Source organism: Mesorhizobium sp. WSM4841, assembly GCF_055811515.1.
In genome coordinates this window covers 38,338-57,025 of record NZ_JBVVQC010000028.1, presented here as the reverse complement: position 1 = coordinate 57,025, position 18,688 = coordinate 38,338, and the positions used below count along the sequence as shown (strand labels likewise).

Annotated in this window: 19 protein-coding genes and 1 pseudogene; 11 read left to right on the top strand and 9 right to left on the bottom strand. The window is 62.5% G+C overall.

Annotated features, from left to right (window positions below):
• Positions 1 to 37 precede the first annotated feature (37 nt).
• Complete coding sequence (gene tlpA / locus AC0L14_RS26270) at positions 38 to 724, bottom strand: thiol:disulfide interchange protein TlpA (RefSeq protein ID WP_473751225.1); 687 nt, start codon at positions 722 to 724, stop codon at positions 38 to 40.
• 35 nt (positions 725 to 759) lie between these two features.
• Here tlpA and argH point away from each other — a divergent pair, with 35 nt between their 5' ends.
• From argH to lysA, 3 genes are all read left to right on the top strand, one after another.
• Positions 760 to 2,160, top strand: coding sequence for an argininosuccinate lyase (gene argH, locus AC0L14_RS26265; RefSeq protein ID WP_473751224.1), 1,401 nt, complete (start codon positions 760 to 762; stop codon positions 2,158 to 2,160).
• Between the two features lie 228 nt (positions 2,161 to 2,388).
• A complete protein-coding gene (locus tag AC0L14_RS26260) occupies positions 2,389 to 2,595 on the top strand; it encodes a lipoprotein (protein WP_095493413.1) in 207 nt (68 codons plus the stop codon).
• Positions 2,596 to 2,647: 52 nt separating this feature from the next.
• Positions 2,648 to 3,916 carry a diaminopimelate decarboxylase gene (gene lysA, locus AC0L14_RS26255; protein ID WP_473751223.1) on the top strand — a complete coding sequence of 423 codons (1,269 nt, stop codon included), beginning with the start codon at positions 2,648 to 2,650 and terminating at the stop codon, positions 3,914 to 3,916.
• 42 nt (positions 3,917 to 3,958) lie between these two features.
• Here the strand turns inward: lysA and AC0L14_RS26250 are convergent, their stop codons facing one another.
• Complete coding sequence (locus AC0L14_RS26250; RefSeq protein ID WP_473751222.1) at positions 3,959 to 4,366, bottom strand: hypothetical protein; 408 nt, start codon at positions 4,364 to 4,366, stop codon at positions 3,959 to 3,961.
• A gap of 89 nt (positions 4,367 to 4,455) precedes the next feature.
• Here AC0L14_RS26250 and AC0L14_RS26245 point away from each other — a divergent pair, with 89 nt between their 5' ends.
• Positions 4,456 to 4,560 carry a BrnA antitoxin family protein gene (locus AC0L14_RS26245; protein ID WP_473751221.1) on the top strand — a complete coding sequence of 35 codons (105 nt, stop codon included), beginning with the start codon at positions 4,456 to 4,458 and terminating at the stop codon, positions 4,558 to 4,560.
• Between the two features lie 51 nt (positions 4,561 to 4,611).
• On the opposite strand, the gene AC0L14_RS26240 is transcribed toward AC0L14_RS26245, so the two are convergent.
• Positions 4,612 to 4,914 carry an ArsR/SmtB family transcription factor gene (locus tag AC0L14_RS26240; protein ID WP_192365059.1) on the bottom strand — a complete coding sequence of 101 codons (303 nt, stop codon included), beginning with the start codon at positions 4,912 to 4,914 and terminating at the stop codon, positions 4,612 to 4,614.
• 49 nt (positions 4,915 to 4,963) lie between these two features.
• Between AC0L14_RS26240 and AC0L14_RS26235 the strand changes: the two genes are divergently transcribed.
• On the top strand, positions 4,964 to 5,905 hold the full coding sequence (locus AC0L14_RS26235) for a threonine/serine dehydratase (protein ID WP_473751220.1): 942 nt from the start codon (positions 4,964 to 4,966) through the stop codon (positions 5,903 to 5,905).
• A 173-nt stretch (positions 5,906 to 6,078) separates the two neighbouring features.
• Positions 6,079 to 8,727, top strand: a complete 2,649-nt coding sequence (locus AC0L14_RS26230; RefSeq protein WP_473529016.1) for a TIGR02302 family protein — start codon at positions 6,079 to 6,081, stop codon at positions 8,725 to 8,727.
• 544 nt (positions 8,728 to 9,271) lie between these two features.
• On the opposite strand, the gene AC0L14_RS26225 is transcribed toward AC0L14_RS26230, so the two are convergent.
• The 4 genes and pseudogenes from AC0L14_RS26225 to AC0L14_RS26210 form a co-directional block, all read right to left on the bottom strand.
• On the bottom strand, positions 9,272 to 10,714 hold the full coding sequence (locus AC0L14_RS26225) for a DUF1254 domain-containing protein (RefSeq protein ID WP_473751219.1): 1,443 nt from the start codon (positions 10,712 to 10,714) through the stop codon (positions 9,272 to 9,274).
• Positions 10,715 to 10,805: 91 nt separating this feature from the next.
• Complete coding sequence (locus AC0L14_RS26220) at positions 10,806 to 11,330, bottom strand: hypothetical protein (protein WP_473751218.1); 525 nt, start codon at positions 11,328 to 11,330, stop codon at positions 10,806 to 10,808.
• 370 nt (positions 11,331 to 11,700) lie between these two features.
• A pseudogene (locus AC0L14_RS26215) lies at positions 11,701 to 11,814 on the bottom strand (IS630 family transposase); the annotation flags it as partial.
• Positions 11,815 to 11,882: 68 nt separating this feature from the next.
• Complete coding sequence (locus AC0L14_RS26210; protein WP_473751217.1) at positions 11,883 to 12,740, bottom strand: LysR family transcriptional regulator; 858 nt, start codon at positions 12,738 to 12,740, stop codon at positions 11,883 to 11,885.
• A 281-nt stretch (positions 12,741 to 13,021) separates the two neighbouring features.
• Between AC0L14_RS26210 and AC0L14_RS26205 the strand changes: the two genes are divergently transcribed.
• Complete coding sequence (locus AC0L14_RS26205; protein ID WP_473751216.1) at positions 13,022 to 13,972, top strand: DMT family transporter; 951 nt, start codon at positions 13,022 to 13,024, stop codon at positions 13,970 to 13,972.
• Between the two features lie 122 nt (positions 13,973 to 14,094).
• Here AC0L14_RS26205 and AC0L14_RS26200 read toward each other — a convergent pair whose 3' ends face one another.
• Both AC0L14_RS26200 and hpt read right to left on the bottom strand, forming a co-directional pair.
• Positions 14,095 to 14,466 (bottom strand): response regulator, encoded by a 372-nt coding sequence (locus AC0L14_RS26200; protein ID WP_473636932.1) that lies wholly within the window; start codon positions 14,464 to 14,466, stop codon positions 14,095 to 14,097.
• Between the two features lie 368 nt (positions 14,467 to 14,834).
• A complete protein-coding gene (gene hpt, locus AC0L14_RS26195) occupies positions 14,835 to 15,377 on the bottom strand; it encodes a hypoxanthine phosphoribosyltransferase (protein WP_123148635.1) in 543 nt (180 codons plus the stop codon).
• A 17-nt stretch (positions 15,378 to 15,394) separates the two neighbouring features.
• Here hpt and AC0L14_RS26190 point away from each other — a divergent pair, with 17 nt between their 5' ends.
• From AC0L14_RS26190 to AC0L14_RS26175, 4 genes are all read left to right on the top strand, one after another.
• Complete coding sequence (locus tag AC0L14_RS26190) at positions 15,395 to 15,931, top strand: hypothetical protein (protein WP_473751215.1); 537 nt, start codon at positions 15,395 to 15,397, stop codon at positions 15,929 to 15,931.
• A gap of 302 nt (positions 15,932 to 16,233) precedes the next feature.
• Positions 16,234 to 16,893: a cell division ATP-binding protein FtsE gene (ftsE, locus tag AC0L14_RS26185; protein WP_010911739.1), complete on the top strand. Its 660-nt coding sequence runs from the start codon at positions 16,234 to 16,236 to the stop codon at positions 16,891 to 16,893.
• Positions 16,886 to 17,875 (top strand): cell division protein FtsX, encoded by a 990-nt coding sequence (locus AC0L14_RS26180; RefSeq protein ID WP_473751214.1) that lies wholly within the window; start codon positions 16,886 to 16,888, stop codon positions 17,873 to 17,875. The genes ftsE and AC0L14_RS26180 overlap by 8 nt, the downstream gene beginning before the upstream one ends.
• 78 nt (positions 17,876 to 17,953) lie before the next feature.
• On the top strand, positions 17,954 to 18,676 hold the full coding sequence (locus tag AC0L14_RS26175; protein ID WP_473751213.1) for a YdcF family protein: 723 nt from the start codon (positions 17,954 to 17,956) through the stop codon (positions 18,674 to 18,676).
• The last annotated feature ends 12 nt before the right edge of the window (positions 18,677 to 18,688 follow it).

Sequence of the window (18,688 nt, the reverse complement as noted above, 5' to 3'; positions counted from 1 at the left end):
TATCGCAAAACCGCTGCGCACCTTTGCGCGACATGCATTAGTCCGACTTGCCGAGCGCCGTCTCGACCAGCCGCTTGGCGTCCGGGCTCGACCATTCGGCCGGGCCGTTCATGTGAGCGATCAGGCAGCCTTCACCGTCGATCAGCATGGTCACCGGCAGGCCGAGCGCCAGGCCGCGTGTCTTGAGATCGTTGAACAGCGCCATCGTCGAATCGCGGTAGTAGCCGAGCGCCTCGACGCCGGTTTCCTCGAGGAACTTTTTTGGCTTGGTGTCGTCACCGGCATCGACATTGACCGCGACGACCTCGAAGGCGTCGCTGCCCATTTCTTTCTGCAGCGCGTCGAGCGCCGGCATTTCGGCGCGGCACGGCGCGCACCATGTCGCCCACAGATTGAGCAGCACCGTCTTGCCGGCATGGTCGGCGAGCGTCATCGGCTTGCCGCCAGGGTCGTTGAAGGCAAGGCTTTTCAGCGATTGCGGCGGATCGGCCGGCAAGAGTGCGGCAACCTGCCCGGTAGCAGCCGCCGCGACCGTCTTGGCGCGATCAGCCTTGGCGGCGCAGGCGGCATCGTCCTTGCTGTCGTCAACGGCGACTTGAGCGGGCGCGTTGTTGCCAGAACCGCTCTCGCTGACATATACCGCGACCGCGCCGGCCAGCACGCCCGCCACCAAAGCGGCGAGGATGAGGCGCGGGGCCGGGAAAAATCGATTGCCGTTTGCCATTTTCTAAAAACTGCTCCGGAGCACGGGTTATAGCGATGAGCGACAAGAAGGCCAGCAACCAGATGTGGGGCGGACGTTTTGCCTCGGGTCCGGCCGCGATCATGGAAGCCATCAACGCGTCGATCTCGTTCGACCGCAAGCTCTATGCGCAGGATATCAGAGGCTCGATCGCCCATAGCGAGATGCTGGCGCAAACGGGCATTATTTCGGCGGCCGATCAAGAAAAAATCGCTCACGGGCTGAACACGATCCTGGCAGAGATCGAAGCCGGCACGTTCGAGTTCTCGACCAGGCTGGAAGACATCCACATGAATGTCGAGGCTCGCCTTGCCGAGCTGATCGGGCCGGCCGCCGGCCGCCTGCACACCGCCCGTTCGCGCAACGACCAGGTGGCGGTCGACCTCAGGCTGTGGGTCAAGGACGAATGCTTTCGCGTCGCCGAGGCGCTGAAGGGCCTGATCACGGCGTTCCTGGAACGGGCCGAGGAGCATGTGGCAACGGTGATGCCTGGCTTCACCCACATGCAGGCGGCGCAGCCGGTGACCTTCGGCCACCACTGCATGGCCTATGTCGAGATGTTTTCGCGCGACCTGTTGCGCGTTCGCGATGCCATCGAACGGATGGACGAAAGCCCGCTCGGTGCGGCCGCCCTTGCCGGCACCAGCTTTCCGATCGACAGGCACCAGACGGCCAAGGCACTCGGCTTCCGCGAGCCGATGCGCAACTCCCTGGACAGCGTTTCGGACCGCGATTTCGCCCTCGAGTTTTTGGGGCTGGCGGCGATCTGCGCGACGCATCTGTCGCGGCTGGCCGAAGAGATCATCATCTGGTCGACGCCGCAATTCGGCTTCGTCAGGTTGTCCGACAGTTTCTCCACCGGCTCCTCGATCATGCCGCAGAAGAAGAACCCCGACGCTGCCGAGCTGGTGCGCGGCAAGACCGGCCGCGTCACCGGCCATCTTCTCGGCCTGCTGACGGTGATGAAGGGCATGCCGCTGACCTACGGCAAGGACATGCAGGAGGACAAGGAATCCGTGTTCGACGCCGCCGAGACGCTCGACCTGATGCTGGCGGCGATGACCGGCATGGTGCGCGACATGACGGTGAACGCCGCCGCCATGAAGAAGGCCGCCAGGTCAGGCTATTCGACCGCAACCGATCTTGCCGACTGGCTGGTACGCACGCTCGGCCTGCCGTTCCGTGAGGCGCACCATGTCACCGGCCGCGCAGTGGCGCTGGCCGAAGAGAAGAAGATCGGGCTCGACAGGCTGCCGCTGGAAGACTTGCAGTCCATTCACGCAGGGATCACGGCGGACGTGTTTTCCGTGCTTGCCGTGCAGAACTCGGTGAAGAGCCGCACAAGCTTCGGTGGCACCGCGCCGTCGGAAGTGAAGAAGCAGATCCGATACTGGAAAAAGCACATCGCCAAGGCGTGATGCTCGTGCGGCGAATCCGAAATTCGCATCACGTTGGAGCACCGCGGCGAGCGAGTTTCGGATTCAAAAGCCGCACGAGTTAATTAATGAATTCTAGTGTGGTTTTGGATTTGAAGCTCCTTAACGCGAATGCCATCAATGACAGGAACTTCAAATCCACCACACTAGGTGCAATGCCAGAAAAACTCGGCTAAAAGCGGCGGGCAAAAGTTTCGGACGGATGGATCGATGACCGCAAGCAGGATTTTGGTGACGCTCGCGCTGCTGGCGGCGCTGGCAACCGTAACGGCCTGCGGCAGGAAAGCCGGGCTCGAGACGCCCTATGAGGCGGCCGTGCAGGCGCGCAAGGACGCACAAAAGGCCGAGCAGCCCGTGCCGCCCGAGCCGGAAAAACCGGTCAAGGACAAGAAGTTCATTCTCGACCCGTTGATCTAGAGCCGATGAGATCGGCCGATCTCATCGTGCTCCAACTTCCGGAATCTCTGTTGTGAACCATTTCGACTACCGCGACGGCGTGCTGCATGCCGAGGACGTGGCGATATCAGATATCGCCACAAGCGTCGGCACACCGTTCTATTGTTATTCGACGGCGACGCTGACCAGGCATTTCCACGTGTTTGCGCAGGCCTTTGCCGGGCTCGACGCGCTGGTCTGCTATGCCATGAAGGCGAATTCCAACCAGGCGGTGCTGAAGATCCTGGCAAAACTCGGCGCCGGCGCCGACGTGGTCTCGGAAGGCGAACTGCGCCGCGCGCTGGCCGCCGGCATTCCGGCCAACAAGATCCTGTTTTCGGGCGTCGGCAAGACCGCGCGCGAAATGGATTTTGCGCTCTCGGCCGGCATTCTCTGTTTCAACGTCGAATCCGAGCCGGAACTGGAACTGCTGTCGACCCGCGCCACGGCCCTGGGCAAGGTGGCGTCGATCTCGCTGCGCATCAACCCGGATGTCGATGCCAAGACCCACAAGAAGATCTCCACCGGCAGGGCCGAGAACAAGTTCGGCATTCCCTGGCAGAAGGCGCGCCAGGTCTATGCCCGCGCGGCTGAACTGCCTGGCATCAAGGTCACCGGTATCGACACCCATATCGGCAGCCAGATCACCGAATTGCAGCCCTTCGACGACGCCTTCGCGCTGCTGGTGGAACTGGTCGGCGTGCTTCGTGCCGACGGGCACGCCATCGAGCATATCGATCTCGGCGGCGGCCTCGGCATTCCCTACCGCGTCGACAACAGCCCGCCTCCCTTGCCGGACGCTTATGCCCAGATCGTCAGGAAGCACGTCGCCAAGCTCGGGCTGAAGGTGATGTTCGAGCCGGGCCGGCTGATCGTCGGCAATGCCGGTGTCCTCGTCTCGCAAGTGATCTTCGTGAAGGAGGGCGACGCCAAGAACTTCCTGGTCGTCGACGCCGCGATGAACGATCTGATCCGGCCGACACTCTATGACGCCTTCCATGACATCAAGCCGGTGGTGCAGCAGCCGGCCGCGGCGCCGCGCATGACGGTCGACGTCGTCGGCCCGGTCTGCGAGACCGGCGATTATCTCGGCCTCGACCGCGACCTGCCGCGGCTCAAGGCCGGCGACCTGATCGCCGTCGCCACCGCCGGCGCCTATGGCGCGGTGCAGGCCGGCACTTACAACACCAGGCCGCTGGTGCCCGAAGTGCTGGTCGACGGCGACCGTTTCCATGTCGTGCGCCCGCGCCAGACCTATGACGAGCTGATCGGGCTGGATTCGCTGCCTGATTGGCTGAGGTAGACGCGTCGTCCCCTATCGCCGTTTAGTTGCGGTCGCGCGCGATCAAGCGACCTCGGCTTCCTTGGCGGCGTGTCGTTCGAGTTTGCCGAGATTTTCGATTTCGACAACGCAATGATCTTTGAAGATGCGACTGAAGATTATGGCGAGGAAAGGTTCGTAGGAATCGGCTTCATCGGCAACAAGATACACCAGATCGCTTAGGCACCGCGCAACGGAAATATCCGGGTCATTTCGCTCCGGCGCGCCACCAAAGAGGAGATCAGGAGCTATGTCGAATACATCGAAACCGGCTACTAAAAGTGGTGGCGCCCATGTCAGAGCGAAGCGGGCGCCCTCCCCCATCAGGAAGGCTACATTGATCGGTACAAGCGAGCCGTCAAAAGTAAGTTTATTGAAGCGGGCTAAGGCCGCTCTTGATGAAATGACGGCTGAAGAAGACGCCGCAATCACCGCCGCGGCTAGAACTGATCCTGACGCGCAACCAAACTTAGTAGCAAAGCACGGGAGCGCCTCGATCAGAGCACGCCAAGGTCGCAATATTGTTGAGGCTGGACCCTGACATCGTTGAGAGCTTCAAGAAAAGCGGGTCGGGCTGGCAGACGCGCATGAATGCGGCATTGCGCAAAGCTGCCGATCTCGACTGAGCACGGCGGCGGGGTGAGCGATCATTCCGCCGTCAGCGCTACCTCGACCGGCTACAGCCGGTGCTGAATCAGCGCCCTGGTCTCGGCGATCCTGCCCTCGTCGCGGCGATAGAATGTCCACTGCTTGATGCGTTTGCTGCGCAGAAGGCCCGCCTGGGTCAGCACCCGCATATGCTCGCTGAGCGTCGCCTGGGTGATGCCGAGCTTTTCGGCGATCAGCAGCGCGCAGACGCCGTCCTCGACCAGATCGCCATCGGCCTGCGGCGAAAAATGCACGCGCGGGTCCTTCAGCCAATCGAGGATTTGCAGCCTGCGCTCGTTGGCAATCGCCTTGAAGACATCAACCTCTTGCATTTAGCCATTTTGCTAAGTTACTAAGTGATGTCAACCTCGGGAGCAGACCATGCTGAACGGCAATATAATCACCCGCGAACGCATCGCCGCAATGGAGCCGCGCATCCGGCCATTCGTGCGCCACACGCCGGTGCTGCGCGTCGACATGGCCGATTTCGGCCGTCCGCCTCTTGCCGTCGACCTGAAGCTCGAATGTCTACAGCATTCCGGCTCGTTCAAGGCGCGCGGCGCGTTCACCAATCTTCTCGAACGGCCGGTTCCCGCGGCCGGCGTCGTCGCCGCATCCGGCGGCAATCATGGTGCCGCGGTCGCCTATGCCGCCATGCGGCTCGGCCACAAGGCGACGATCTTCGTTCCCGAAGTGAGTGCGCCGGCCAAGCTGGAACGCATCCGCGGCTACGGCGCCGAGCTGGTCGTCGGCGGCGCGCGCTATGCCGAGGCGCTGGCCGCCAGCGAAAGTTTCGCGGAAAAGTCCGGTGCGCTGCAGATCCACGCCTTCAACCAGGAGGAAACGCTTGTCGGGCAAGGCACGCTCGGCCTCGAGATCGAGGCTGACCGGCCGGAGCTCGACACGCTGCTGGTCGCCGTCGGTGGCGGCGGCCTGATCGGCGGCATCGCCGCCTGGTTTGCCGGCCGCATCAGGATCATCGCCGTCGAGCCCGAGGGTGCACCGACGCTCTATCGCGCCTTCGAGGCCGGCCAGCCCGTCGATGCGCCGACTGAGGGCATCGCCGCCGATTCGCTGGCGCCGAAGCGCGTCGGCGAAATGATGTTTCCAATCGCCGAGGCCTTCGTCGAGCGTTCCATATTGGTCAGCGACGACGAGATCATCGCCGCCCAGGCGGCGCTTTGGGACCGGGTGCGAATCATATCCGAGCCGGGCGGCGCAGCGGCGTTCGCAGCGCTCCTGTCCGGCCGCTACGCGCCGGCTGCGGGCGAGCGTGTCGCCGTGCTGGTCTGCGGTGCAAACGCCAATCCGGCTAAATTCTGACGATAATGGAGGCAGTATCGTTCACGTTTTCGGGAACCGCCTCGCCTTCGCCGTGTTTGTTGATATGCTTCGAGTGACGTGCATCTAAAACTTTGAGTCCTTCGCATCCGATTTTCGGGCCGGTGCGATAGATTTGTGAGGTTCGGGTTATCCCGCCCGAGCAGGAAGGGCCGATGACGCAACGACCCACCTTCACCAGCGATCGCAGCCTGGCCGGGCGCCTTGCCCTGAGCAGACTGGCGACGCGGGTCTCGATGACGGTCGAGCGTGGCTGGCCGTTGCTGCTTCCGCTGCTCATTGTCGCCAGCCTGTTCCTCAGCGCCTCGTGGCTCGGCCTCTTCCTTCTGCTGCCCGACGCGGCGCGCATGGGCCTCATGGCAGTGTTCGGCATCGCAGCCCTTGCCGCGCTCTATCCCCTACGTTTCTTCCGGGTGCCGACCAGCGCCGAGATCGACCGGCGCATCGAGGCGGCCAACCAGTTGCTGCACAGCCCGGTGCTGGTGCAGACCGACCGGCCGAGCGGCAGGGAAAGCATATTTTCGCAAGCGCTGTGGCGCGAGCACCAGAAACGCATGGCCGAAAAACTCGGCAACCTCGGTGGCGACCTGCCGCGCACCCGGGTGCCGGAGCGCGACCCGTGGGGGCTGCGCGCCGTGGCGGCGCTTTTGTTGGTCACCGCCTTTGCCTTCTCCTTCGGACCGTCGGGCGGCCGCATCGCAGACGGGTTCAGTGCCCACGCGGCGCGGGACGCCGTGCCGCCGCGCATCGACGCCTGGGTGACGCCGCCTGCCTACACCGGCAGGCCGCCGGTCTTCCTCACGTCCCCAGCCCTCGCCAACCCAGCCCTCGCCGACAATGGCAATCAGGCTGCGCCCACCTTCACTGTTCCGGAAGGCAGCGATGTGTCGCTGCGCGTCACCGGCGGTTCCGGCGAGGAAACGCTGAGCTACGCGGACGCCGACGGCAACGCCCGCACCATCGAGCCGGCCGGGCAGCAGGCCGACGCGGCCAAGCCGGCGGCGGCAACGCCCTCTACGGCAACGCCATCTACGGTGCGCCAGTTTACCGGAAAGCTGACCGCCAACGGCACGCTGACGCTGAACTCGGGCAGTGACGAACTCGGCAACTGGGCCTTCGCAGTGATCCCTGACAAGCCGCCGCAGATCCGCTTCGTCGGCGAGCCGAAACGCGCCGTCAACGGCTCCTTCGAACTCAACTACCAGATCGACGACGACTATGGCGCGGCCTCCGCCAAGGCGGATTTCGTATTGGCCGACCCGCCGGCGCCGAATGCGCATCCGCTCTATGGCCCGCCCGAAATGCCGCTGACGCTGCCGCGCCGCGGCGCCAAGGGGAATGCCGCCAAGACCACGAAGGACCTGACCGAGCATGTCTGGGCCGGCGGCAACATCAAGCTCAGGCTTGTCGCCACCGACGATGCCGGCCATACGGCAACCAGCGAAACCAAGACGCTGGTGATGCCGGAGCGGCCTTTCTCCAACCCGCTGGCGAGGGCCGTGATCGAGCAGCGCCGCGTGCTGGCGCTCGACGCCAACGCCAAGAGCCGCGTGCTCGACCTGATGGACGCGATCACGCTCAGGCCCGAAGACACGTTCGACAACATGGCGCACTACCTCGCCATCATGAGCGCTCGCACCCGGTTGAAGATGGCCGACAATGACGACAAGTTGCGCGACGAGGTCGCCTATCTGTGGGAGATCGCGCTCGGCATTGAGGAAGGCAATCTTTCGGAAGCCGAGAGGCGGCTGCGCCAGGCGCAGCAGGCGCTGCAGGACGCGATCAAGAACGGCGCCAGCGACGAGGAAATCGACAAGGCGATGAAGGAACTGCGCGAGGCGATGAACCAGTTCCTGCAGGAATTTGCCCAGCGCGCACAACAGAATCCAAACGCGCCGCAGATGCAGCAGAACGGCCAGGAACTGCGCCAGAGCGACATCGAACGCATGATGGACCAGATCGAAAACCTGGCGAAATCAGGCGACCGCGACAGCGCGCAGCAATTGCTTTCGCAACTGCAGGACATGATGAACAATCTGCAGGCCGGACGTCAGCAGCAGGGCGGCCAGCAGAACAGCGAAATGCGCCAGCAGATGGACAAGCTCGGCGAGATCATGCGGCGCCAGCAGGAGATGATGAACGAGACCTTCCGCTTGGACCAGATGCAGCGCGGCCAGCAACAGCGCGGGCAGAATCGCGATGAGCAGCTCGGCGAGAACGGTGAGCAGGGCCAAATGGGCGAACAGGGCGAGCAGCCCGGCCCAGGTGAAGACCGCGATCCGCTCGGCCGGCCGAAGCCGATGACGCCGCAGGAATTCGCCGACGCGCTGAAGCGGTTGCAGGAAGGCCAGGGCAAGCTGCAAGGCGACCTCGAGCAGCTGAGAAAAGGCCTCGAAGGCATGGGTCTCGAGCCCAATGAAGGGTTTGGCGAGGCCGGCAAATCCATGGGCAACGCCGAACAGGCGCTTGGCGACAGCGATGGCGACCAGGCCGTCGGTCACCAGGGCCGCGCGCTGGAAGCGTTGCGCAAGGGCGCCAAGGACATGATGAAGCAATTGCAGGCCATGCAGGGCGACGAGGGCGAAGGCGAGCGGGGCGGCCGCCAGCAGAACGCCGACCGCGATCCGCTCGGCCGGCCGCGCGCCACCGAAGGTCCCGATTTCGGCGATTCGGTGAAGGTGCCGGACGAGATCGATGTGCAGCGCGCCCGCCAGATCCTCGAAGCGATCCGCAAGCGGCTCGGCAACGCGCTCAGCCCCGACATCGAGCGCAGCTATCTGGAGCGGCTGCTGGAGCTGAAGTAAAGCTGCCCTCTATATCAGGAAGATCGGCGTGCACGGTCATGGCGGCCGACATCGCCGGGCTGCGCAATTAGGCGACATGCTCTCGAGCGGCGGACTATCACGTCGAACCGTGACGCCGCTCTATCTTTTTGTTTGAGCATCGGATTTTCCCAAACCGGTACCCACCCTCGGGTCAGGCCCGGGTCAGGCCCGAGGGCAGGCTTTTGGGTCCGATGCTCTAGTGGTCAAAATCCAACGCTTGGTACCCGACCCGAAATACCGCTCTCGACCCTTCTCTGCCCTTCCCTCAGAGAATTTGAACGGGAAGTCGTGACCCGTTGCAGCTTACGCGAAGCAATGAAGCTATGACCGCCCCCAGGGGCGGAAGCCAACGTTCACGATGGTGGTCATTGCAGGCGATAATTTCTCAATCCAATGACATTGTCGCTCGCAGCTTGTCGCCCTCTGCGGGACGTGGCCTATCACGCCGCAGCGAAGAACAGTTGCTGGCCCGGGGTCGAAGGTAAATCCTTGAAAATCCCGGGCCGTGCGTCGAAGACCGGCTTCAGCTCACCTTCTTGACCGGTGGCAGAACCCACGAGCCATCGATGATCGAAGGGGCGCTTTCATTCGGCCAGTAGAGCCGCATCATCAGGACGAACTTGTCCTTCGGAGCCGGCAGCCAGTTCGACTCTTTATCAGCGCCCGGGGACTCGTTCTGGATCAAGAGATCGACCGAGCCGTCAGCGTTCGCCTGCAGCGGTTGGCGGGCGCTGATGGAATAGCGATTGAGCGGGTTGTCGACGAAGAAATACTTCTCGTTGTACATAGTCAGCGACCAGAAGCCCGAGACCGGAGGCAGCTTCCCCTTCTTGAACTTCAGGACGTATTTCTCCGTGCCCGAATAGGCGCGGCTGATAAGGCCGCTGTGGGACTTCATCGAAGTCGGATACACGGCGTCTTGGGGACGATTTGCACCGAGCCCGATTGCCGTGACCAGGGCGCGCTGAATATAGTTCGTACCATAGATGCCCGTCTTGGTCGTGTAACCCCACCCGTTGATATCCTTCACGTCGCCGTCACTGAACTTGAAGTGCAGCATGATGCGATCGAAAGCGACCTGAGGGATACGCTTCGCAAACGACGGATCGAATTTGCTCTTGTCGAAATCCTGACCGGGCACAATGCCGATCTGGGCCATTTTCTCGACCATCGGCGCATCCGCCTCCGTTGGAGGATTGGTCTTCATCAGCTCACACAGGAGCGTGAAGTACTCGACAGCATCCATCGCATTGACCTGCTCACGAACAGCGGTCTTCATGTCGATCGACGAATCGACCTTGCCGGCCGGCGCAGTCCAGTCGGTGCCGTAGGCGCTCAGAGGAACGAGCTTCACCTCATCCTGCAGCTTATGCACTTCGGCATAGTCCTCCTTGGTGCCGGTGCAATAGATGCGACCCAGCAGCCAGACCAAACTGGTTGGCGACTTGTATTCCTTGACGCCGTCGGGGAGCTTGCCCTCCCAGCCGGGTCCGGTGATTGCGTAGGTTTGCGCGCCCGTCCCTGTCGTGCGTTTGCCAGGAACGTCGAACACTGTCGTCCAACCGTCAAGCATTGGGAACAGAGCGTAACGATCCGCCATATCCGGAAGGCTGACGACCCATGGCTCCTTCCCCACGTCCACGAATGCGGTGGTGTAAAGGGTGTCCGCATTGGGAGCGGTCACGTCGGTGAAACTAGCGTCCGGATACGCGCGAAGCTTGATGACGTGGCCCATTGGGCCCTTGGTGCCCTTGGGTTTCGCGACGTTGGTGACGACGCGGCGGGTCATCTCCATGGTGATCAGCGGGTAGCCATAGGTGTAGGCTTCGACCGCTAAGCCGAATTCGTCTGAACCCCCGATCAGATCTGCAACGAAACCTTCGGCATTGCCCGCCGTCGGTCTTAGCGACGTAGCGGCAAGCAGGCCTAAGCCGCCGAGCGAAACTGTGCGACGTGACACGTTCATTTCATCCTCCAGACTTTCCCAGGCCCAGTGATCTGTCCGACGACTGATAGTTGCTAAAAAGGCCTTCGAACTGCCCGCTCGGTTTTCAGGATCAATAGAGCACCGCCCGCCTGAACGATCGCCTTGCCACCCCAGCATACGATAGCGGCGTCAGCGGCATGCCGATGATGTCGATGAAGACCGACACCTCGGAGCCCTTGTCGGGCATCTCTCCGTCGACGAGTTGGACCGTATAAGTGAGGTCGCTGCCGTTCAGTTGTGGGTCCTTGAGGACGACCACGACCTGCCTGAGTTCCTCGCCCTCAATGATCGACAGGTCTGCGTTCGGCGGGTCGGACAGGAAGCTGTCCTTACCTGTGCTCCAGAACGGGACGAAGGCCGCCGTTTTCATATTGCCGGCGACGCGCTCCGGCCGATCCGTGAAGAACAGCGTCGAGGTCGCAATATCCACGAGCGTCAGCTTGTTCGTTGCCTTGTCGTAGGTCATCGCATCGGCGGTCTGGACGAACAGGAAGTCGGCAATGTCGTCGGCCGCCTCGGCAGGCCGCAACTTCAGCGACGCCGCTGTCGCGGCGAGAGCCGAGGCGGCTAGGAGAAGGTTTCGTCGGGTGGTCATTTTGCAATCCCCTCTTTGCCAAATTTGTCCACGAAATCCGATCCCCGCAGTGACGTTGGCGCTTTGCCTGACCTTTGGCAACGTAAATAACCGTATACTACATAGAAAAAACAAGACGCCCGGGATCAGGCTGAGGCAAGGTATCCGGCCCTCCTTAGTCAGTTAATGAAAAACTCGATATCTTTTGAACGAGCAAAATCGCATCGACATTTCTTTGATGAGCGTTCTTTCGCCAACGCCAGTACATTTTTCGGGAGCCAGGCACTTTCACGCTCGGCACCGTCCTTGTAGCCTCCCGCGTCGAAGATTGCTGCCGCGATTCGCGTGATAGTTCGAATCGTTCGGGGCGGTCGTTTTCTTGATCAACTGACAGAGTGATCTCGGCGCGCCAGACGTGCTTCTGGGGCGCATTGCGATCCTTGATCAGCGCTGCCAGGCGCTGGCGATCGGTCGGCGAAACGGTGAGGGATATTCCTGTACGCATGCCGACGACTCGCATGCGCACGCGACAAAGGGAATCCCAAGCTGGACTCTTATGTTAGGCGCATACCACTAGCGGTTGGTGAACGCCTCTCGGATCGCCTCTTGCATGCCGTCGATGGCCTCGCCGGAGGCGTTCGGATTGCGCCGCAGCACCACGTTCGAGGAATCAATGTCGCCGAACCCATCGGCTGCCGTAAGTTCGCGGCAGCCGGCCGGGATGTTGCTGCGCGAGATCGGCGCGATCGCCAGTCCGGAGGTGACAGCGAGCCGCAGGCCGCCATTGGTATCGCTGGTATAGGCGACACGATAGGCGAGACCGCGCTGTTCCAGCGACTTGATGGCGAAATCCTTGCACCAGCCGGCACGGTTGTAGAGTGCGATCGGCACCGGCCGCTCCTCATGCATGTGATGCAGCTCTGACGTCACCCACACGGTCGGGTCATGCATCAGCACCTCACCGCCGGACAGATCCTGCCATTCGAACACCACCGCCAGATCGAGCTCGCCGGCGGCGAGCGCCGCGATCTGCGCACCGGAATGCGCGTAGCGGACGGTGATGTCGACCTGAGGATGGCGCTTGGCAAAGGCGCCGAGCGCGCGCGACAGAATCGCGTGGCCATATTCCTCGGGAATGCCGATGCGCACCGGCCCGCCAAGCGGCGCCGCGACCATCGATGCCGCCGTCTCGTCCAGCAGCGATACGATCCGTCGGGCGTTGACGATGAGCTCGCCGCCGCGGCGCGTCAGCGCCACACCACGCGAGCCGCGCTCGAACAGGCTGTCGCCGACCACATCTTCGAGCTTCTTCATCTGCATCGAAACCGCCGATTGGGTACGGCCGGCCTGCTCCGCTGCCTTGGTGAAATTGCCGGTGTCGGCAACCGCGACGAAGGTGCGCAGCAGATCGCTGTCAAGCGTGGGCTTCATTTGTCCGCCATAAGAAAATCTGATTGCTGGTATCATTCCAATTCGTTTGCAACATGTCAAACGGCGGATAATAGTCGCTTCACCCATTGGATATGCGGCTGCGAAATCGGCCGCGGACCAATCTAGAGTCCTCACTCGTACCCGCTGCCCGAAACGGTGGCGGGTTCTTTTTGATGCATGTCGACCAAAAGTGCGCAGCGGTTTTGGGGCAACGACATGCATAAACCAAAAATTTCCAGGCCCAGCTCTCGGGCCGCACACGCAAGGAGCCGTCGAACGACATGCAGAACCGGATCGTTTTCGGCATGGCAAGCCTTTGCCTCGGCGTTCTGGTGTTCTCGCTCCAGGACCCGCTGATCAAGGCCGTATCGAGCACCTATCCGGTGACCGAGGTGATGGCGATCCGCTCGATCGTCGCCCTGCCCATTCTTCTCGTGCTTGTTCATGCCGATGTCGGGCTCAGCGCGATCTTTTCGAAGCGGTTTCGCATGCTGACGATGCGCGCCTTCATCCTGTTCACCTCCTACACGGTCTACTACCTGGCGATCGCCGCCCTGCCGCTTGCCGACGCGGTGGCGCTCTATTTCATGGCGCCGCTGTTCATCATGGCGCTTGCCGGCCCTTATCTCGGCGAACGGGTGGCGTGGCAGACACTCGTCACCGTCATGGTCGGAATGCTGGGCGTGCTGGTGATGCTGCGGCCCGGTGCCGGGCTGTTCGACTGGGCGGCGCTGCTGTCGCTGGCCTCGGCGGTTCTGTACGGTTTTTCGCAGTTGATGGCCCGCAAGATCGGTGACACCGAATCATCCACGGTCATGGCGTTCTATCAAAACGGCGTCTATCTCCTGGGCGCTGCAGCGGTCGCCGGGCTGTTCTGGCTGGCAGGAATAGCTCACCCCACGCATCCGAGCCTCGAATTCCTGGTCAGGCCATGGATCTGGCCGACGCCGATCGATTTTCTGACGATGGCCGCCTGCGGCTTCGTCGCTTCGGCCGGGATGATCCTGTTGTCGCAAGCCTACCGGCTGGCGCCCGCCAACAGCGTCGCCACCTTCGAATACACCGGCATCATCTGGTCGCCGCTGTGGGGTTTCCTGTTCTTTGCCGAAGTGCCGCGATCGACCACCGTCGTCGGCGCCGTCCTCATCATCGGCGCCGGTATGTTCGCGCTCCATGCCAGCCGGCGCCGGAGCAGCGGGCCGGCAATCGCGGCGACCTGCGATCCCGCCTGACCGCGATTAGGCTTGGGATTCTAATGCATGTCGCCCAAAAGTGCGCAGCGGTTTTGGGACGACGACATGCATAAAAACAAGAACTTAAAGCGTCGCATGAATCCCTTCAGACGCGACGCGCTTTAGGCAAAACAGGCGAGCGCCTGTTCGACACGCGCGCGGATTTCGGCCAGCGTGAACGGCTTCTGCACGACATCCACAATGACGCCGTTCAATTCCTCGGCGCGTTCGCGCTGGTCGGCATAGCCGGTCATCAGCAAGATCTTCATCGCCGGGAAAAGCGACGCCGCCGCCTTGGCCATTTGGATGCCGTCCATCTCCGGCATGCGGATATCGGAGACGATAAGGTCGTAGCCGCCACGTGCTGCGCGGATCAGGGCAAGCCCTTGCGCGCCGTCGGCGGCGATGTCGATCATATGCCCGGCGCGTTCGAGCGCGCGGGCGGCGAGGGTGCGGACGGATTCATCGTCCTCGACGATCAGGAGCTTTGCCATAGCGGAATGTTGCCGTGGAAAAGTTGACTTTTTCTGAACCGCAACCGCAGTCAGGGAGAAAATCCGGAGCGCGCCGCATCGAAGAATTGCATACAGCGATTTCAAGCCCAGCGCACGGATCGAGCACCAAGGTGTGTTGAGATTCAGGTCAGGCCGAGTCGAAAACAGGGGCTTCCGAGAACCGGAGCGGAGCGTACTTTTGGTACGTGAGCCCGCGCATGATTTCGAAATCGAATTTGATTTCGGAAGGTCATGCGCAAAATCAGAGTTCTACAGCGTCCTTTGCGCGCCCAAGAAGGCGCGCGGCGCTGTAGTAAGCGCAGGAAGCCGCTGTTTGCAGGCTGGCCTCACCTGAATATCAGCACACCCTAGGCGTCGCCCTTGACGACGCCTACAAACGGCAGTTCGCGAAAGGCGTGGGCGACATCCATGCCGTAGCCGACGACGAAATAGTCGGGGCAGTCGAAGCCGACATAGTCGGCGATGAGCGCGGTCTGGCGCCGCATGCGCTTGTCGAGCAGCACGGCGATGGCGCAGCTTTTGGCGCCACGCGACAGCATCAGGTCGCGGGTGAAGGACAGCGTCTTGCCGGATTCGAGGATGTCGTCGATCAACAGCACGTCGCGGCCGGCGACCTCATTGTCGATGTCGCGCAGCACCCTAACCTCGCCGCTGGTGGTGCCGGCGCCGTAGCTGGAGATGAAGATGAATTCGACCTCGGGCGACAGGCCGACATCGTGCATGGCGCGGATGAGATCGGCAGCGAAAATGAACGATCCTTTCAGCACCGAAATCACCAGAAGGTCCTGATAGTCGTGTCCGGCAATCTCCTTGGCGAGCTCCAAATTGCGGCGGGCAATCGCCGACGCCGAAAACAGAACCTCGATATCCTTGCCGCGCACGACTGGCATTGGCAGCCTTTCCAGAAATGATCGCCCTAGTTGGCGAAGGTGACCAAGACGGTCCTGACCCCGTTTCTAGGCATGTCGAGCCGGCTCGAAAAGCCAAATCTTTCGCCGGGCGCCAGCAAACGGTTGAATGTCTCCAGCGTATAGCGGGTTGTGCGCCTGTCATTGCCGGTGACCGGATTTCCAGCGGCGGCAACGGCGACGGACTGGCGCCGTCATTCGCGGCCTCGCCACCGACGAACAGGACAGGTTTCGGCCCGGACGCATCGACGCGCGACGTAACGCCTGAAATGGTGAGTGCAGCGCCCGCTTCCTGTGCCGCAAGAAGAAGCGGCGCCTGGCGCACCAGCGCGTGCCCGCCCGAGACCCAGAAGGCTGCAAACACGGCACTGAGGCCGGCGATCCAGAAGATCGGGCCGCCGCGCGCCCGCAGCCGTTCCATCGCGGCTTTCGGCTTGCGCAGCATGTCCATGCCTTCGAGCGATGGCGTGGCGATCACGCGCGAAAGCGGCGGTGAAGGGTCCATGCTGGCGGTGCGGCGCGGCAGCACCTCGTAGTCGGCATCGACGATGTCGTCGCCCGGATCACGCATGATGCGTTCCGGCGCGGCCGTGTCGGCCATGATTTCGCCGGAAACCGGGCGCGCGGTTCGATCCTCAGCCATCATGGCCCCAGCACTACGGAACTTGTTCGCTCTTCGTTTCTTTTGCGTAAACGGAAATGGTTAACGCTTCCCCATCGGTACCCCTGTGACGCGCCCAAAAAACCTCAGAATTAACCGCCGGTTAACCATGCCGGCCGATGGTCTTTTCTCAGAGAAGGCTGGCTCGTCGCCGCCGCAAGTTTCAGGTCGTCGAACGTGATCCGCTTCGAAAATGTCGGCCTCCGCTATGGCATGGGTCCGGAAATCCTCCGCGACATTTCCTTGCACATACCGGAGCGCTCCTTCCAGTTCCTGAGCGGCCCTTCGGGCGCCGGCAAGACGACGCTGCTGCGGCTTTTGTTCATGTCGCTCAAGCCGACGCGCGGACTGATCACCATCTTCGGCAAGGACCGCTCGCGCATCTCGCGCACCGAGCTGCCGCATCTGCGGCGGCGCATCGGCGTCGTGTTCCAGGACTTTCGCCTGCTCGACCACATGACGACCTACGAGAACGTGGCCTTACCGCTGCGCGTGCGCGGTCGCGAGGAGGCGAGCTACCGCACCGACGTGACCGAGCTCTTGAAATGGGTCGGCCTTGGCGAGCGTATGCATGTGCTGCCGCCGGTGCTGTCGGGTGGCGAGAAACAGCGTGCCGCAATTGCCAGGGCGCTGATCGAGCAGCCCGAGATCCTGCTTGCCGACGAGCCGACCGGCAATGTCGATCCGCCGCTGGCGCGGCGCCTGTTGCGGCTGTTCATCGAACTCAACCGACTGGGCACCGCGGTGGTGATCGCAACCCACGACCTCGGCCTGATGGAACAGGTCGACGCACGGCGCATGATCCTGGCCGGCGGAAGGCTGGATATCTATGACTGACCATTCCGTTCAGCATGTCGAAGACCAGCACGCCGTGAAGGCTGCGACGACGCAGCGCGTTCAGCGCAAGATGGCGCCGATCGTGCCGGCGCAAAACATCGCCGGCCGGGCTCTGGTCCTGGTCATCGCCATCATGACGTTCCTCTCCTGCCTGACCTTCGGCGCGGTGACGCTGGTGCGCGACACCGCCTCGGTCTGGGAGAACCAGATCTCACGCGAGGCGACGATCCAGATCAAGCCGGTAGACGGCCTCGACATGGAGGCAGCACTTGCCCAGGCCTCGCAGATCGCTGGCGAATTTCCTGGCGTGAAGAGCGCCAGGATCGTCGACCGCGATGCCACGGCGCGGCTACTGGAGCCGTGGCTCGGCTCGGGTCTCAACATCGACGACCTGCCGGTGCCGCGTCTGATCATCGTCACCATAGACGAGAACAACCCGCCCGACTTCGCCGCAATGCGCGCCGCGATCACGCCGAAACTGCCCAGTGCAGCGCTTGACGACCATCGCACCTGGGTCGACCGGCTGGTGGCTATGGCCCGCACCACGGTGACCATCGGCATCGCCGTGCTGGCGCTGATGCTGTCGGCAACCGTGCTGACCGTGGTGTTCGCGACGCGCGGCGCCATGGCCGGCAACGGCCACATCATCGAGGTGCTGCATTTCGTCGGCGCCGAAGCGCGCTTCATCGCGCGCGAATTCCGCCACCACTTTCTGGTCACCGGCATGAAGGGTGCAGCCGCCGGGGGTGCGGCGGCGGTGCTCGTCTTCATCGTCTTCTCATGGTGGTCGTCGCGCAACATGGCAACGCCTGAGGCAGATCAGGCGACCGCCTTGTTCGGCAATTTCGCCATCGGTTCGGCGGGCTATCTCGGCGTTGTCCTCATGGTGCTGGTCATCGGTGCGCTGACGGCGGCAACCTCCCATGCCACCGTCGTCACCTATCTCAGCGACATCGATGTCCGCCAATCGGACGCGGGGTGATCACGAATAGAGAATTAACGTAACGTAATGTGTGCTTTTTCACCTACTAAACGCCGCATTTCGGGGTTAACGATAAAGATGATGGACGCGCGCGACTCGACCGGAATGGCTGGACAGTTGCCCTTGGTGATTACGCGTTCCCGCGAGCGCGCCAAGCCTAGCCGATTGGCAGGCGCGTTGCGCATCTCCGCGTTCTTTCTGCTCGTGCTGGCAACGCTGTTTGCCGGCGGCTTCGGCTGGTTCGCCAACACCGTCAGCCGTCTCGCGACGCCTACCAATCCGGCAAAAGCCGATGCCATCATCGTGCTGACCGGCGGCCATTCACGTCTTGACGCCGCTATGGGTTTGCTGGCATCCGGCAAGGGCGAGCGGCTGCTGATCAGCGGCGTGCATCCTTCCGCCAGCCGCCGCCAGCTTCAGGTCGCGACCCGCGGCGACAAGAAATTGTTTTCCTGCTGCGTCGATATCGACCGCGCCGCGCTCGATACGATCGGCAATGCCGAGGAAAGTGCCAAGTGGGTGGAAGACCACGCCTATGGCACCGTGATCCTTGTCACCAACAACTATCACATGCCGCGCAGCCTGCTCGAAATGGGCCGGCTGCTGCGCAAAGCCAGGCTCGAGCCCTATCCAGTGGTCAACAGCAATCTCGGCAATGGCGGCTGGCTGACCAAGCCGAGGGCGCTGCGCGTGCTGTTCACCGAATACAACAAATATCTGCTGGCGCTGGCGCGCGGCATCGTGCCGGTAAAGCCAACGCCAACCGGCGTCGCGCTGGCCGAGGCTGCTGCGCCGAACTGAGCCGCTCTGGAA